Origin of the sequence: Microtetraspora sp. NBRC 16547, assembly GCF_030268965.1 — a bacterium.
Classification (GTDB): Bacteria; Actinomycetota; Actinomycetes; order Streptosporangiales; family Streptosporangiaceae; genus Microtetraspora.
In genome coordinates this window covers 215,232-230,895 of sequence record NZ_BSSE01000001.1, presented here as the reverse complement: position 1 = coordinate 230,895, position 15,664 = coordinate 215,232, and the positions used below count along the sequence as shown (strand labels likewise).

18 protein-coding genes are annotated in these 15,664 nt (G+C 69.3%); 16 read left to right on the top strand and 2 right to left on the bottom strand.

All coding sequences use genetic code 11. From position 1 onward, the window contains the following. Nucleotides 1–98: 98 nt before the first annotated feature. The 7 genes from QSK17_RS01000 (at nt 99) to QSK17_RS00970 (ending at nt 6,721) form a co-directional block, all read left to right on the top strand. Nucleotides 99–701, top strand: a complete 603-nt coding sequence (locus QSK17_RS01000; RefSeq protein ID WP_285702416.1) for a helix-turn-helix domain-containing protein — start codon at nt 99–101, stop codon at nt 699–701. A 118-nt stretch (nt 702–819) separates the two neighbouring features. Next, a complete protein-coding gene (locus tag QSK17_RS00995) occupies nt 820–1,935 on the top strand; it encodes an ABC transporter substrate-binding protein (RefSeq protein WP_285702415.1) in 1,116 nt (371 codons plus the stop codon). Nucleotides 1,936–1,953: 18 nt separating this feature from the next. Beyond that, nucleotides 1,954–2,844, top strand: a complete 891-nt coding sequence (locus QSK17_RS00990) for an ABC transporter permease (protein WP_285702414.1) — start codon at nt 1,954–1,956, stop codon at nt 2,842–2,844. Next, entirely contained in the window at nt 2,841–3,635 is a 795-nt protein-coding gene (locus tag QSK17_RS00985) for an ABC transporter permease (protein ID WP_285702413.1), read from the top strand. Before QSK17_RS00990 ends, QSK17_RS00985 begins: the two co-directional genes overlap by 4 nt. Continuing rightward, nucleotides 3,625–4,785: an ABC transporter ATP-binding protein gene (locus QSK17_RS00980; protein ID WP_285702412.1), complete on the top strand. Its 1,161-nt coding sequence runs from the start codon at nt 3,625–3,627 to the stop codon at nt 4,783–4,785. The genes QSK17_RS00985 and QSK17_RS00980 overlap by 11 nt, the downstream gene beginning before the upstream one ends. A gap of 63 nt (nt 4,786–4,848) precedes the next feature. Further along, nucleotides 4,849–6,279, top strand: coding sequence for an NAD(P)/FAD-dependent oxidoreductase (locus QSK17_RS00975; RefSeq protein WP_285702411.1), 1,431 nt, complete (start codon nt 4,849–4,851; stop codon nt 6,277–6,279). Between the two features lie 76 nt (nt 6,280–6,355). Then, nucleotides 6,356–6,721: a cupin domain-containing protein gene (locus tag QSK17_RS00970; protein WP_285702410.1), complete on the top strand. Its 366-nt coding sequence runs from the start codon at nt 6,356–6,358 to the stop codon at nt 6,719–6,721. Between the two features lie 59 nt (nt 6,722–6,780). Here QSK17_RS00970 and fdhD read toward each other — a convergent pair whose 3' ends face one another. Further along, nucleotides 6,781–7,647: a formate dehydrogenase accessory sulfurtransferase FdhD gene (gene fdhD / locus QSK17_RS00965; RefSeq protein WP_285702409.1), complete on the bottom strand. Its 867-nt coding sequence runs from the start codon at nt 7,645–7,647 to the stop codon at nt 6,781–6,783. 118 nt (nt 7,648–7,765) lie between these two features. On the opposite strand from fdhD, the gene QSK17_RS00960 reads away from it, so the two are divergent. The 9 genes from QSK17_RS00960 (at nt 7,766) to QSK17_RS00920 (ending at nt 15,125) form a co-directional block, all read left to right on the top strand. Continuing rightward, on the top strand, nt 7,766–8,605 hold the full coding sequence (locus QSK17_RS00960) for a biotin--[acetyl-CoA-carboxylase] ligase (protein WP_285702408.1): 840 nt from the start codon (nt 7,766–7,768) through the stop codon (nt 8,603–8,605). 93 nt (nt 8,606–8,698) lie between these two features. Further along, complete coding sequence (locus QSK17_RS00955; protein ID WP_285702407.1) at nt 8,699–9,211, top strand: PH domain-containing protein; 513 nt, start codon at nt 8,699–8,701, stop codon at nt 9,209–9,211. 17 nt (nt 9,212–9,228) lie between these two features. Then, on the top strand, nt 9,229–10,254 hold the full coding sequence (locus QSK17_RS00950) for an adenylate/guanylate cyclase domain-containing protein (protein WP_285702406.1): 1,026 nt from the start codon (nt 9,229–9,231) through the stop codon (nt 10,252–10,254). 65 nt (nt 10,255–10,319) lie between these two features. Further along, nucleotides 10,320–11,405 (top strand): S-(hydroxymethyl)mycothiol dehydrogenase, encoded by a 1,086-nt coding sequence (locus tag QSK17_RS00945; RefSeq protein WP_285702405.1) that lies wholly within the window; start codon nt 10,320–10,322, stop codon nt 11,403–11,405. A gap of 75 nt (nt 11,406–11,480) precedes the next feature. Then, nucleotides 11,481–12,086, top strand: a complete 606-nt coding sequence (locus QSK17_RS00940; protein WP_285702404.1) for an MBL fold metallo-hydrolase — start codon at nt 11,481–11,483, stop codon at nt 12,084–12,086. A 139-nt stretch (nt 12,087–12,225) separates the two neighbouring features. Then, on the top strand, nt 12,226–12,405 hold the full coding sequence (locus QSK17_RS00935; protein ID WP_285702403.1) for a (2Fe-2S)-binding protein: 180 nt from the start codon (nt 12,226–12,228) through the stop codon (nt 12,403–12,405). Nucleotides 12,406–12,418: 13 nt separating this feature from the next. Then, nucleotides 12,419–12,898 (top strand): bacterioferritin, encoded by a 480-nt coding sequence (bfr, locus tag QSK17_RS00930; protein ID WP_285702402.1) that lies wholly within the window; start codon nt 12,419–12,421, stop codon nt 12,896–12,898. A gap of 263 nt (nt 12,899–13,161) precedes the next feature. Continuing rightward, complete coding sequence (locus QSK17_RS00925; RefSeq protein ID WP_030451323.1) at nt 13,162–13,830, top strand: response regulator transcription factor; 669 nt, start codon at nt 13,162–13,164, stop codon at nt 13,828–13,830. Nucleotides 13,831–13,856: 26 nt separating this feature from the next. Next, nucleotides 13,857–15,125, top strand: a complete 1,269-nt coding sequence (locus QSK17_RS00920; RefSeq protein WP_285702401.1) for a sensor histidine kinase — start codon at nt 13,857–13,859, stop codon at nt 15,123–15,125. Here QSK17_RS00920 and QSK17_RS00915 read toward each other — a convergent pair. Next, nucleotides 15,098–15,583, bottom strand: a complete 486-nt coding sequence (locus QSK17_RS00915) for a GtrA family protein (protein WP_285702400.1) — start codon at nt 15,581–15,583, stop codon at nt 15,098–15,100. The genes QSK17_RS00920 and QSK17_RS00915 overlap by 28 nt on opposite strands. Between the last annotated feature and the right edge of the window lie 81 nt (nt 15,584–15,664).

Genomic DNA, 15,664 nt, shown 5'->3' with positions numbered 1-15,664 from the left:
TGTTATCTCTTGGCCCTTGAGAAGCCGTAATGCGGCTCTATACAGTCCTTGCAATCGCTAGCAAACACCACGTTTAGTAAAGAAGATCGGAATGTTTGATGGCGCGGAACTTCGGGGCTGACGACGTGGCCGAGGCGGACGCCGTACGCCTGGGAACGCGGATCAGGGCATACCGGAGCATGCGCCAGATGACGCTGCGGGACCTCGCCGGCCAGGCGGGGGCCAGCCCCGGCTTCATCAGCCAGCTCGAACGCGGGCGCACCAGCGCGAGCGTCGGGATGCTCCGGCGGATCGCCGGAGTGCTCGGTCTCACGGTGGCCGACCTGTTCAGCGAGGGCGACATCGTCGAGCCTCGGATCGTGCGCAGATCCGAGCGCCCGGAGTTGCCCACTGGACCGGGCGTCCGCAAGTACCTGATATCGCAGCGACCGCTGCAGAACCTGGAGATGTACAGCGGAGAGTTCGACCCGGGAGCCTCCACCGGTGATGAGCCCTACACGCACGGAGACTCCCAGGAGATCTTCCTGGTCCTGCGCGGCCGGGCCACGCTGTGGATCGGACAGTCGGACGCCGCGTCCTCGTACGAGCTTGAGGCAGGAGACAGCATCGAGTACCGGACCTCGACGCCGCACCGCGTCGTCAACACGGGCACGGAGCCGGTCGAAGTGCTCTGGCTGATCAGCCCCCCCACCCCGAACTGAACGGCCGGCCCGCAAGGGAACGGCTGTCCCGACCTCCACCACGCGCCCGCGGCCTCGCGGGGGCGCGACGAGACATGTCCTGACGTCTTGTCCATCACCCGCTACCTGAGGGGGACCCATGTCACCAACCTCACGATCCGTCTCGCTGGCCGCCGTCGCCGCGTCACTGCTGCTGGCGACCGCCTGCGGCGGTGGCACGCCCACGCCCGCGCAGGTCGACCTGGGGTCCGGGCCGGCCACGGCCGGCACGGTGAAGAAGGACGCGCTGAAGGGCGTCAACCTGACCTTCGTCTCGTACGGCGGCGTCTACCAGAAGGGCCAGCAGGACGCGGCCGTGGACCCGTTCGCCAAGGAGTCGGGCGCGCAGGTGCTGCAGGACGGGCCGACCGACTACGCCAAGATCAAGGCGCAGGTCGACTCCTCCAACGTCACGTGGGACGTCGTGGACACCGACGCGGTCTGGGCCGAGGCCCAGTGCGGCAAGCTGCTCCAGCCGCTGGACTATTCGATCATCGACAAGTCGAAGATCCCGGACGGCCTGGCCACCGAGTGCAGCGTCCCGGCCATGCAGTACGGCATGGTGCTCGCCTACAACGCCAAGAAGTTCGGCGCGAACCCGCCGCAGGACTGGAAGGACTTCTTCGACACCGCGAAGTTCCCCGGCAAGCGCGGCTACCCGGGCCTTCCCGGTGACGCGGCTCCGGGGCCGTGGGAGGCCGCGCTGATCGCCGACGGGGTCGCGCCGGACCAGCTGTTCCCGCTGGACACCGACCGGGCGAACAAGAAGCTCGACAGCGTTCGCTCCTCCCTCGTCTTCTGGAAGACGGGCGCCGAGTCGCAGCAGCTCCTGGAGTCGGGCGAGGTCGACATGGCCATGGTCTGGAGCGGCCGGGCGTACGCGGCCGTCAAGAACGGCGCGTCCTTCCAGGTCCAGTGGAACCAGTGGATGCCGATCATGGACACGCTCGGCGTGCCCAAGAACGCCAAGAACCCCAAGGCCGCCATGGCGCTGATCAACTACTACCTGGGCGCACAGCAGCAGGCGAAGCTCACCGAGCTGACCTCCTACTCGCCGATCAACACCGACGCCAAGCCTGGTCTCGACGAGCTCGGCACCTCCTTCCTCACCACGCAGCCGGAGGTCGCCCCCAAGGCCGTGCCGATCGACTCCAAGTGGTGGGCGGACAACCAGCCGGCGATGATCGAGAAGTGGTCCGCCTGGCTGGGCGGCTGAGGCGGGATCCGATCTGACATGGCCCTTCTGGACGAACTGTCCGGCGCCGCCCGCCCCGTCACCAAGGGGCGGGCGGCGGCCCGCGAACCCGGCGCACGCCGCCCGGCGCTGCTGATCCTTCCCGCGCTGATCGCCCTCGCCGTGTTCTTCCTGTACCCGCTGGCCGTGGTCGGCTGGAACGCCTTCACCGATCCGGAGCCGGGTCTCGGCAACTTCACGTGGTTCTTCAGCGAGCCGGCCAACATCGCCACGCTGGTCCGCACGTTCACCACGGCCCTGTGGGTCACGCTCGTCTCGCTCGTGCTCTCCTATCCGTACGCCTACGCGATGACGGTGGCGGGTACACGGGTCCGCGCCGCGCTCATGATGCTGGTCCTCCTGCCCTTCTGGACCAGCCTGATGGTCAGGACCTTCGCCTGGGTGATCCTGCTGCAGGACACCGGAGTGATCAACCAGATCCTCGGCGCGGTGGGGCTCGGCCCGTTCAGCCTGATCCGCACGCAGACCGGTGTGATCATCGGCATGGTGCAGCTGCTCATGCCGTTCATGGTGCTGCCGCTGTACGCGGTGATGTCCGGCATCGACAAGCGCCTGCTCCCGGCCGCCCGCAGCCTCGGGGCCCGCCCGGCCACGGCGTTCGTCACGGTGTACATGCCGCTGTCGCTGCCGGGCGTCTCCGCGGGCTGCCTGACGGTGTTCATCAGCGCCCTCGGCTTCTACATCACCCCGGCGCTGCTCGGCTCGCCGACCGACGCGCTGATCTCGCAACAGATCTTCACGCAGGTCAACGGCTTGCTCAAGTGGGGGCGCGGCGGCGCCATGGGCGTGATCCTGCTCGGCCTGACGCTGGCGATGATCGCTCTCCTGGCGGTCTCGCTCCGCCGCGCCGGAAAGAGAGTCAGCGGATGAGAACCTCTCGTGTGGGACGTGGCCTCCTCTGGGCGCTGTGCGCGCTCATCGGCTGCTGGCTGGTCGTGCCGGTCCTCGTCGTCATCCCGCTGAGCTTCACCGGCAAGCCGTCGCTGAAGTTCCCGCCGGACAGCTGGTCCACCCAGTGGTACGCGAACTTCTTCGGCGACAGCGCGTGGACGTCGGCGTTCTGGACCTCGGTCCAGGTGGCGCTGCTCGTCACCGTGGTGGCGACGACGCTCGGCACCGCGGCAGCGATCGGCCTGACCCGGGCCCGCGTCCGCTGGCTCGGCGCGGCCCAGGGAGCGATGCTCGCGCCGATGATCGTGCCGGGCGTCGTCCTGGCCATCGGCACGTACTCGGTGTTCCTGAAGCTGCAGCTCGTCGGCACGCTCGCCGGGTTCGTCATGGCGCACACCGTGCTCGCCCTGCCGTTCGTGATGATCCCGGTCACCGCGAGCCTGCGGGGCTTCGACCGCCGCCTGGAGAACGCCGCCGCGAGCCTCGGCGCCGGAGCCTGGACGACGTTCCGCTCCGTCACGCTTCCTCTGGTGGCTCCGGGCGTGGCCTCGGGCGCGCTCTTCGCCTTCGTGACCAGCTTCGACGAGGTCGTGGTCTCCCTGTTCATCCAGAGCCCGTACCTGCAGACGCTGCCGGTCAAGATGTACGCCAGCGTCACCAGGGAGACCGACCCCACCATCGCCGCGGCCGCCACGATGATCATCGTGCTCACGACGACGCTCGTCTTCGCGGCCACCTTCTTCGTCGCCAGGAGGACCCGTGCCAAGTAACACCGTCCAGGCGCCGGTCCCCGGCGCAGCGTCAGGCCACAACGACCTCGCAGGTCGCGGCGCCCGCATCGAGCTGACCGACCTGTCGAAACGCTACGGCGACTTCGCCGCGGTGGACGACATCTCGCTGGTCATCGAGCCGGGCGAGTTCATGACCTTTCTGGGGCCCAGTGGCTCCGGCAAGACCACGACCCTCAACATCATCGCCGGGTTCGTCCACCCGACGTCCGGCACGCTGAAGGTCGACGGCGCGGCGATCGAGGCGACGCCGGCGCACAAACGGGACATGGGCGTGGTGTTCCAGCACTACGCGCTCTTCCCGCACCTCACCGTCGCCGAGAACATCGCCTACCCGCTCAAGCGGCGCGGCATGCCGAAGGCGCGGCGGGCGGAGCTGATCCGCGCCGCGCTGGACACCGTCCACCTCGGCGACTACGGCCACCGGTACCCGCGCGAGCTCTCGGGCGGGCAGCAGCAGCGCGTCGCCGTCGCCCGCGCGATCGTCTACAGCCCGCGCGTGCTGCTCATGGACGAGCCGCTCGGCGCGCTGGACAAGAAGCTGCGCGACTGGCTGCAACTGGAGATCAAGCGCATCCACGCCGAGCTCGGCACGACCTTCGTCTATGTCACGCACGACCAGGAGGAGGCGCTGGTCCTCTCCGACCGGATCGCCGTCTTCAACCACGGCCGCATCGAGCAGGTCGGCCCGGCGAGCGAGATGTACGAGCGCCCCGCCACCCTGTTCGTCGCGAAGTTCCTCGGGGAGTCGACGGTGCTGCGCGGGGAGGCGACCCGCGAAGGGGACGGCTCCGTGGTCGGCGTGTGCGCCCGCACGCTGCGCGCCGCCGGGCACATCGACGGCCCACGGGCCGCGATCGTCGTACGGCCGGAGCGGATCGCAGTACAGCCCCGCGGGCACCAGCCGGAACCCGATCGGAACGTGCTGCCGGCCACCGTCACCAGTGAGATCTACCTCGGCTCCAGCCGCAAGCTCGAGCTGGCCCTCCCCGACGGTTCCACCGCGCTGGTGCGCGAGTCGGCGGGCACGCTGAGCGACGCACGTCCAGGTGACGAGGTCACCCTGACGTGGCGGGTCGAGGACTCCGTTCTCCTCCCCGACGACCCGGAAGTGGAGACGGTCTTCACCTGACCGGTGAGGATCGCCCGGCGCGATGGATATCGGCAAGCACAGCACTTCTGTCACGGAGACCTCATGAGTGACAACGCACTGAACGGCGTTCCCCTGACGGACAACTTCCAGAACGGGGACGTCTCGTTCTGGTACCGCCAGATCGGCATCCCCGCGCAGCGGGCCCCGCTGCCCGGTGCGCGGGAGTACGACGTGGCGATCGTGGGCGGCGGTTACACCGGCATGTGGACCGCGTACTACCTGAAGAAAGCCCAGCCCGAGCTGCGGATCGTGATCCTGGAGAAGGAGTTCGCCGGGTTCGGCGCCTCCGGGCGCAACGGCGGCTGGCTGTCGGCGGAGTTCGCCGGCTCGCGCGAGCGGCACGCCGCGGCGCGCGGACGGCAGGCCATGATCGATCTGCAGCACGCCATGTTCACGGCGGTGGACGAGGTGATCGAGGTCGCCGCGTCCGAGGGCATCGACGCCGACATCCACAAGGGCGGGCTGCTCCACGTCGCGACCAACCCGGCGCAGGACCGCCGCCTGCGGGCCCATCTCGCCGACCTGCGCACGTGGGGCTTCGCCGAGCAGGACATGCGGCTGCTCGACCGCGACGAGATGGGGGAGCGCATCCGCGTCTCCGGGGCGCTGGCGGCCGCCTACAGCCCGCACTGCGCGCGCATCCAGCCCGCCAAGCTCGCCGTCGGGCTGGCCCGTGTGGTGGCGGATCTGGGCGTGGACGTCTTCGAGGGCACCACCGTCACCGAGATCCGCCCACGGACCGGCGCCGGCAAGGCCGCGGCCGTCACCGACCGGGGCACGGTCGCCGCCGAGTACGTCATCCGCGCCACCGAGGGCTTCACCGCCGGGATCAAGGGGCAGCACCGCCAGTGGCTGCCCATGAACAGCTCGATGATCGTCACCGAGCCGCTTCCGGCCGAGATGTGGGAGCGGATCGGCTGGCGGGAGTTCGAGCTGCTCGGCGACGAGGCGCACGCGTACTGCTACGCCCAGCGCACCGCCGACGGCCGCATCGCCATCGGCGGGCGCGGCGTCCCCTACCGGTACGGCTCGCGCACGGACGTACGCGGGGCCACCCAGCCGCAGACCGTCGCCGCGCTCCGGAAGATCCTGACCGAGCTGTTCCCGGCCACCGCCGCGGCGCGGATCCAGCATTCGTGGTGCGGCGTGCTCGGCGTGCCGCGCGACTGGTGCTCCACCGTCCACGTCGATCACGCGACCGGCCTGGGCTGGGCCGGCGGCTACGTCGGCAGCGGCGTCACCACGACCAACCTCGCCGGCCGCACTCTCCGCGACCTCGTGCTGCGGCGGGACACCGAACTCACCGCGTTGCCGTGGGTCGGGCGTCAGGTGCGCCAGTGGGAGCCGGAGCCGCTGCGCTGGATCGGCGTGCAGTTGATCTACTCGCTCTTCCGGGCCGCCGACCGCAGGGAGACCCGGATGGAGCACACCTCCGCGTATGCCCGGCTGGCCGGCCTCATCTCCGGCCGGTGACCCGGCTCACCCCCGGGCCGGGCCGCCCCCAGACCTTCCTGACTCTCATCACCGAATCCCGCAGAAGGGTGAACTCTTGAGCGACACGTCCACCGCCCTGGCACACCTGGTGGATGCCCCCCAGGCCGAGCTGCCGGCCGCGCGGCCCAAGCCGACAAGCCTGACCGGCCAGGAGGAAAGCCTCCTCGTGCTCTGGGCAGCCGACCGCGACGGCGCCGAGGCCGGGATCTGGGAATGCGAACCGGGTACCTTCACGGCGGTCCGCGACGGCTTCCACGAGATCTGCCAGATCCTCACCGGCCGTGCCACCGTACGCGGTGAGGACGGCGGGGTCGTGGAGCTCGTCCCCGGTTCGACGGTGGTGCTGCCTGACGGCTGGCGCGGCACCTGGGAAGTGCACGAGACCATGCGGAAGACGTACGTCACCGTCGCGACCCGCTGATCCACAGGTCCGGACGCCGGTCCGGACCGCCGCCCGGCGCCGGGTTCCGGCGCCGGGTCTCAGGCGGTGATCCGTTCGGCTCCGGAATAGATGTTGAACCGCTCGTCGCGCAGGAAGCCGACGAGGGTCATGCCGAACTCGCGGGCCAGGTCGACGGCGAGGGACGACGGCGCCGAGACCGCGCAGACGACCTGGACGCCCGCGGCCAGGGCCTTCTGCATGATCTCGTAGCTCGACCGCCCGCTGACCAGCAGGACGTGCTGGCTGAGCGGCAACCGGTCGTTCAGCAGCGCCCAGCCGACCAGCTTGTCCACGGCGTTGTGCCGTCCCACATCCTCGCGGGCCCCGATCAGGGCGCCGCCGGGCGTGAACAGGCCGGCCGCGTGCAGTCCGCCGGTCCGCCCGAACACGCCTTGGGCCTCCCTGAGCCGGTGCGGCAGCGCGTACAGGACCTCGGGGCTGACGGCGAGGCCGGAGGAGGCGGTGAGCGGCACGCAACGGCCGCGCAGCGCGTCGAGGCTCGCCGTGCCGCACACTCCGCAGGCACTCGACGTCATGAAATGCCGCTCAAGCCGTGAGATGTCGGGGAGTTGCCCGGCGGCCAGCCGGACGGTCACGGTGTTGTAGCGGGCCTCCGGTTCGAGGTCCACGTCGGTGCAGTAGCCGATGGCCGCGATGTCGCCGGGGCCGACGACTCCCTCGCCGTGCAGGAACCCGGCGGCGAGCTCGAAGTCCGCGCCCGGCGTGCGCATGGTGATCGCGATGGTCCGGCTCTCGCCTCCGGCGGTCAGCCGGATCTCCAGCGGCTCCTCGGTGGCCAGATCGTCCCGTCGGTCCCGCACCCCGGAGCCGGACACCTGGCGGACCCGGATCCTGGTGATCGGCCCGGGGCGGTGTGTACGGCTGTCGCCCGATTGCAAGGTCACGGCTCCATCTTCGCTGCTCGGAGGGGAGAGGCGGAACCACGATCGCGCGGCGCCCGGATGCGCCGTCCAGGGTACGCCCGACCGCCGGCGGGAACGGCACGGCCGGTAGCCTGGGCGGATGCCGGAATCTCGCTTCACCGACCTCGATCGGCCGCCGCTGTCAGAGAAGGCGCTGCGGAAGGCGCTGATCCGCCCCGGGTCGCTCTGGTCCGAGATCACGGTGGTGGAGCGGACGGGGTCCACGAACGCGGACCTCGTGGAGGCGGCGGGGGGCGGGGCGCCCGAGGGCGCGGTGCTGGTCGCCGAGTCGCAGGTCGAGGGCAGGGGGCGGCTCGGCCGTGTCTGGTCGGCCCCGCCGCGTTCGGGGCTGACCGTCTCGATGCTGTTCCGGCCGGGCGGTTCGGCCGCGCGGCCGGTCCGGCTGGGCTGGCTGCCGCTGCTGGTCGGCGTCGCCGCCGCCGCGGCCGTGCGGGGCGTGGCCGAGGTGGAGGTCTGGCTGAAGTGGCCCAACGACCTGCTCATCGGTGAGCGCAAGCTGGCCGGGATCCTGGCCGAACGCGTGGAGGACGGCATCGTCGTCGGGATGGGGCTCAACGTCTCGATACGGCCCGAGGAGCTGCCCGTCGAGCGGGCGACGTCGCTGGCCGTCGAGAAGGCCGCCTGCCTCGACCGCGATCCGCTGCTGCGGGCCGTGCTCCGGGAGATCGAGACGCATTACCGGGAGTGGCTGTCCGTGGGCGGGGATCCGGATGCCTGCGGCCTGCGCTCCGCGTACCTCGCCTCGTGCGCGACGATCGGCCAGGAGGTCAGGGTGGAGCTGCCCGGCGACCGGGTCCTGACCGGGGTGGCCACCGGCGTGGACGAGTCCGGCCGCCTGCTCGTACGCGCGGCCGGCGAGGAGCACGCGCTGAGCGCGGGCGACGTCGTTCATGTACGGCGAGTGGTGAGCGGGCAGTAGGCATGTGTGGTGAGCGAGCGATGAGCAGGGGTGGCGCGACACCTGGGCGGTGACCGTCGCGCGGCGGGGCGGGAACGTGCCACGATTTGCGGCATGGGTCTCCCCGAACACCAATTGACTGAGGGCGAGCGCATCGTGCTCTCGTTTCATCCTCATTGGAAGCGGCTGGTTCTGCCCTTCCTCGCGTTCGTCCTCGTCGTGGCCGCTTCCAGCGCCGCGATCTACTTCATCCCCAGCGACTACGCCTATTCCGGGTATGCCCGGATCGCGGTGGCGGTGGTCGCGGTCGTCGCCCTGACGCTGTGGACGTTTATCCCCTATCTGCGGTGGAAGACCACGTCGTACACCTTGACGTCGCACCGGTTCGCGATCAGCACCGGCATCCTGAACAAGTCGGACGACGACATCCCGTTGGCGAAGGTCAACAGTGTCAGTTCGGATCAGAGGTTCTCCGAGCGGATTCTGGGGTGCGGGACGCTTCGGGTCGAGTCGGCCTCGGAGAAGGGCGAGATCTACTACCGGGAGATCCCGAAGATCCAGCTCGTCCGCCAGGAGCTGTTCCGCCTGGTGGAGGATGCCTCCGATGGGACCATGGACGGCAAGTAGCCCGGCAGGAGGGGAAGGTGGCCACACGGCGTCCCACCTCTGACGACATCCGGCGGCTGTTCGTCGGGTCGCCGCCCCGCTACACCCGCGGCGAGGTCGCCGCCGCCGCCGGTCTGCCGCAGGAGTTCACCGGGCGGATCTGGCGCGCGCTCGGCTTCGCCACGCTCGCCGACGACGCGGTGGCGTTCAACGACGGCGACGTGGACGCGCTGCGCCGGATCCGGGCCATGCTGGACACCGGCCTGCTGGACGAGCGGGCGATCATCCGGATGGCGAGGGCGATGGGCCGTACGACGTCGCGGCTCGCCGAGTGGCAGGCGGAGATCATGATCGGCGCGATCCTCGATCCGCAGACGCGGCCGACCGACGAGGATCTGGCCCGGTCGATGACCGTCGCCGCCCGCTTCCTGCCGGATTTTGAGCAGACACTGGTCCACGTCTGGCGGGCGCAGCTCGCCGCCACGGCGAGCCGCCTGCTCGCCCTCGCCGAGCTCGCGGACGAGCTGCCGACGGCGACGCGCATGTCGCTCGCCGTGGGGTTCGCCGACCTGGTGTCGTTCACGGCGTTCTCCCGGCAGCTGGACGAGTTCGCCCTGGCGGATCTGGTGGAGGGGTTCGAGGCCCGGACCTCCGACGTCATCGCGACGCACGGGGGACGGGTGGTGAAGACGCTCGGGGACGAGGTGCTGTTCACGGCGGCGGCCCCTGCGACGGCGGCGCGGATCGCCCTCGATCTGGTCGACGAGCTCAAGCGCTCCACCGGCAAGGGCGGGGAGGGACCCGACGTACGGATCGGCCTCTCCTACGGCCCGGTGCTTCCGGTGATGGGTGACGTGTTCGGCACCACGGTCAATCTGGCGGCGCGGCTGACAGCCATCGCGCGGCCGGGGGCGATCCTCGCCGACAGCGAGATGGCCCAGGGGTTGGAGGGTGTCCCGGGGGTCCAGGTGCTGCGGATCCGCCGCCGTCCGGCCCGCGGCCTGGGGCTCGTCCAGCCGTATGTCGTTCGTCGCAGTTCTCCCGCCACGGGGACAGGCGTTTGACGAGCCTGACCATCATGAAAAACTCTTGTTCGTTCCGTTTGTCTGAAATGAGGGGCAGAGCAGATATGCCGTACGAGGTCCAGGGTGTGATCGCACGGGGCAAGGGCGAGCCGGTGACGTTGGAGACCGTCCACGTCCCCGATCCCGGTCCAGGGGAGGCCGTGGTGAACGTCCAGGCCTGCGGCGTCTGCCACACCGACCTGCACTACCGCGAGGGCGGGATCAACGACGACTTCCCCTTCCTGCTCGGGCACGAGGCGGCCGGGGTCGTCGAGGCGGTCGGCCCGGGCGTCACCGACGTCGCGCCCGGTGACTACGTGATCCTCAACTGGCGTGCCGTGTGCGGCCAGTGCCGGGCCTGCCTGCGCGGACGCCCGTGGTACTGCTTCAACACGCACAACGCCGCGCAGAAGATGACACTGGCCGATGGGACGGTCCTCAGCCCGGCGCTCGGCATCGGCGCGTTCGCGGAGAAGACGCTGGTCGCCGCCGGGCAGTGCACCAAGGTCAACCCCGACGCCAAGGCCGCGGTCGCCGGCCTGCTCGGCTGCGGCGTGATGGCCGGGCTGGGCGCCGCGATCAACACGGGCGGCGTGACGCGAGGCGACTCCGTCGCGGTCATCGGCTGCGGCGGCGTGGGCAACGCGGCGGTCCTCGGCGCCCACCTCGCGGGGGCCGGCACGGTCATCGCGGTGGACGTGGACGACCGCAAGCTCGCCTGGGCCCGGGACTTCGGGGCCACGCACACGGTCAACTCGCGGGAGACCGACGCCGTCGAGGCGATCCGGGAGCTGACCGGCGGCCACGGCGCGGACGTCGTGATCGACGCGGTGGGCCGGCCCGAGACCTACGAGCAGGCGTTCTACGCCCGCGACCTCGCCGGGACCGTGGTGCTGGTCGGCGTCCCCACGCCGGAGATGCGGATCGACCTGCCGCTGCTCGACGTCTTCGGCCGTGGCGGCTCGCTCAAGTCCTCCTGGTACGGCGACTGCCTGCCGAGCCGGGACTTCCCGATGCTGATCGACCTCTACCTGCAGGGGCGGCTCAACCTGGACGGGTTCGTCTCCGAGACGATCGGGCTGAACCAGGTCGAGGAGGCGTTCGACAAGATGCACCGCGGAGAGGTGCTTCGCTCGGTCGTGGTCCTCTGACGGACTCGTGAACCCAGCGAACCCAGCGATACCGGCGAACCACGCGAAACCTGCGACGCGAGAAGAGATCCATCGATGAGCACTGTCTCCCGCCTGATCACCTCGGGCACGTTCTCCCTGGACGGGGGGACGTGGGAGGTCGACAACAACGTCTGGCTGGTCGGCTCCGACGAGGAGGTGGTGGTGATCGACGCGGCGCACGACGCCGCCGCCATCGCCGAAGCCGTCGGCCCCCGCAGGCTGCGGGCGATCGTCTGCACCCACGCGCACAACGACCACATCAACGCCGCGGCGGAGCTGTCCGAGCGCACCGGGGCGCCGATCCTGCTCCACCCCGCCGACCAGGTCCTCTGGGAGATGGAGTACGGCGACGCGGTGCCGTACCAGCCGCTGGAGGACGGCCAGGTGATCGAGACCGGCGGCCCCGAGCTCAGGGTGCTGCACACGCCCGGTCACGCTCCCGGCGCGGTCTGCCTGTACGCGCCCGAACTGGGCGTGGTGTTCACCGGTGACACCCTCTTCCAGGGCGGTCCGGGCGCCACCGGCCGGTCCTTCTCGTCGCATGACACCATCGTCGAGTCGATCAGGCAGCGGCTCCTCACGCTCCCGGAGGACACCGTGGTGAACACCGGTCACGGCGAGTCGACCACGATCGGCGCCGAGGCGCCGAACGTCAAGTAACAGGGCGAGGCGCAGGGCGAGGCGCAGGGCGTACGACGAGGCCCCCCACATCGACCGATGTGGGGGGCCTCACATAGGCAAGCCTTACCTCTGTGAGGTACCTTAGGTGTGCCTTACCTAATCCTCCCGAGAGGTTGCCATGTATGTCTGCGTTTGTCGTGCAGTGACCGACAGTGAAGTGCACGACTGCATCGCCGACGGCGCGAAGAGCGCGCGGCAGGTGCGCGACATGACGGGCGCCGGGGGGGACTGCGCACTCTGTGTCCGGAAGATCTGTGCGATGCTGAAGAGATCAGACGACCTCGTAACCAGCGCATAGATCGAGAGGCCTGATGCAGGGCGACAAGGAAATCATCGCGCTGCTCAATGAGCAGCTCACCTCGGAGCTGACCGCGATCAACCAGTACTTCCTGCACTCCAAGATGCAGGCGAACTGGGGATACACCAAGCTCGCCGAGTACACCCGGCGCGAGTCGTTCGACGAGATGAAGCACGCCGAGAGACTCACCGACCGGATCCTCTTCCTGGACGGGCTGCCCAACTACCAGAAGCTGAACACGCTGCACATCGGGCAGACCGTCAAGGAGCAGTTGCAGGCGGACCTGGCACTGGAGTACGGCGTGGTCAAGCGTCTGAAGCCGGGCGTCGCGTTCATGCGTGAACGCGGCGACATCACCTCCGCCAACATCTTCGAGGACATCCTGGAAGACGAGGAGAAGCACATCGACTACCTGGAGACCGAGCTGGGCCTCTTCGAGAGCCTCGGGGAGAAGCTCTACCTCCAGCGGTACGCCGAACCATCGTCCTCATGAAATTTCCGGACATTTGACGCCCGCCGGTTTCGGCGGGCGTTCTTTTTTGGGTCCCTTTCCATTCCGATGAAGAACCCGCCGCAACGTGTCGGCGATCCCCCTTCGGGGTACGGCGATGACACGGGATCGCGAAAAGCTGGAACCCTTGCGTGGAGACTATTCGGCATATATCAGTGTTTGCCCAGGTCAATTGATGGGTCAACGACAAGTCAAACCGCGCGCTGTGGCCGGGAAACAACCCCTTAAGGTCCTACGATCGCACCATGACCTGCGTACTTCTCGCCGAGGATGACACCTCGATTTCCGAGCCGCTCGCGCGCGCGTTGCGCCGGGAGGGCTATCAGGTAGAGGTGAGCCCTGATGGCCCGCAGGCCCTGGAAAGGGCTCTGTCGGGAGGTGTCGACCTCATAGTTCTCGACCTAGGCCTGCCCGAGATGGACGGCCTCGAGGTCGCGCGCCGGATCCGCGCCGAAGGGCACGGCACGCCGGTGCTGATTCTCACCGCACGTGTCGACGAAGTCGACACCGTCGTGGGCCTCGACGCCGGGGCCGACGACTATGTGACCAAGCCGTTCCGCCTCGCCGAGCTGCTCGCCCGTGTACGGGCCCTGCTCCGGCGTGGCACCTCTGAGACCCCGGTGGTCCAAGGCGTCAGGATCGACGCCGACTCCCGCCGGGCGTGGATGGGAGACAAGGAGCTGCACCTGACCACCAAGGAGTTCGATCTCCTGCGCGTGCTCGTGCGCGACGCGGGCAAGGTGGTCACCCGCGAGCAGATCATGCGGGAGGTGTGGGACACCAACTGGTGGGGGTCCACGAAGACCCTGGACATGCACATCTCCTGGCTCCGACGGAAGCTCGGGGACGACGCAGCCAAGCCGCGTTACATCACAACCGTCAGGGGAGTGGGCTTCCGATTCGAGCGCGAATAGATCCATATAGACGAAGGGACTAGCGCGTGCGTCGGCGCCTGCTCTCCTCGATGCTGCTCGTCGCGGTCATCGCGGTACTGCTGCTCGGGGTCCCCCTGGGCGTGGTCGTCGTCCGCCTGATCCATGAGGACGCCGCACAGGAGCTGCGTTCGGAGGCCACCCGGCTGCTGATCGGGGTCGAATACTCCATTAGCCAGGAGCAGTCCATCGACCCCAAGCAGTTGGAGAAGAACTATCCCGACCGCTACATCCAGGTGTTCGTGCAGGGGGCCGCGCCGATCGCGGCAGGAACGGCGCCCCCCACGCACCGGCAACTGACCGCGGAAGCGCGGTCAGAGAACGGCTACGTCCGGATCAGCCGGGACGCCGCGCAGGTCCAGCGGGACGTCCGGGCGCGATTAGTGCTCATCGTCGCGCTCGTTCTCGCGGCGCTCGGGGTGGCGGTCGGGCTCGCCATCGTGACCTCGCTGCGTCTGACGCTGCCGCTCCAGGATCTCGCCAGGATCGCGGAGCGGCTCGGCTCGGGTGACGCCCGGCCGAGCCGGCACAGATACGGCATACCCGAGCTGGATCGGGTCGCCGAGGTGCTGGACCGCAGTGCCGTACGCATCGCGGAGTTGCTCGGGCGGGAGCGCGAGTTCGCGACGGACGCGTCACACCAGCTGCGCACGCCGCTCACCGGTCTGAACATGCGGCTGGAGGAGATCGTCGCCGCGGCGGGCGAGCCCGCGATCGTCCGCGAGGAGGGCGAGGCCGCGATCGTGCAGGTCGAGCGCCTGACCGCGGTCATCGACGAGCTGCTCGCCGCCGCGCGGCGGCAGCGGCACGCCCAGGCCGAGCCGATCGACGTCGACCAGATCCTGGACCAGCAGGTCACCGAATGGGAGCCCACGTTCCGGCGGGCGCAGCGCTCCGTCAAGCTGGTGGGCAGCCGCGGCCTGCGTGCGCTCGCCACGACGGGCGGGCTGGGCCAGGCGATCTCCACCCTCCTGGAGAACTCGCTCCAGCACGGCGGCGGCACGCTCACCATCACCACCACGAGCACGGAGAAGTCGGTCGTCATCGAGGTGGCCGACCAGGGGCCGGGCATCCCCGAGGAGCTCGGCACCAGGGTCTTCGAACGCAATATCAGCGGGGCGGGGGGCACCGGCCTCGGGCTGACGCTCGCCCGGTCGATCGTCGCCGCGGACGGCGGGCGGCTGGAACTGATCAAGCGACAGCCGGCGATCTTCGCGATCTTCCTACGGCACGTCGAGGATGACGGGCGTTACCGCGTGGTGAGCGGTCCGGCCTGATTCTCCACCATCACGGCGGGAGTGTCGGGAACCTCGAGGAACACCCACTTCTTGTAAGACCAGAAGCGGAACAGCGTGCCCAGAACCAGGCCGATGATCTGGGCGATGCTGTAGCTGACGGCGTCGTGCAGCCCCAGCACGTACTCGACGAACGAGATGACGGACAGCGAGATCGCCAGGCCGACGGCGTTGAGCAGGAAGAACATCAGGTATTCGCGGGCGAGGCCGCTCTGCTCCCGGTGCCGGAACGTCCAGAACCGGTTGCCGAAGTAGGCGAACGTGGCCGCGATCACGGTCGCGATGGTCTTGGAGGTCAGCGGTCCGAGGCCGACGCCGAAGCGCAGCATGCTCGCACCGCCGAAGTCGACCACGAACGCGAGCGCGCCCACCAGACCGAACTTGATCAGCTCATGGAGGATGGCGGCGAACCGCTCGTAAACGCCTCGGAGAAGCTGCACGACTCGCTCGATCCTTCCAGGCCTGCACTGCGTTCTCACCAGATTACCGGTCTCGAGGCTTCCAGTGGTCCGGGTCACCCC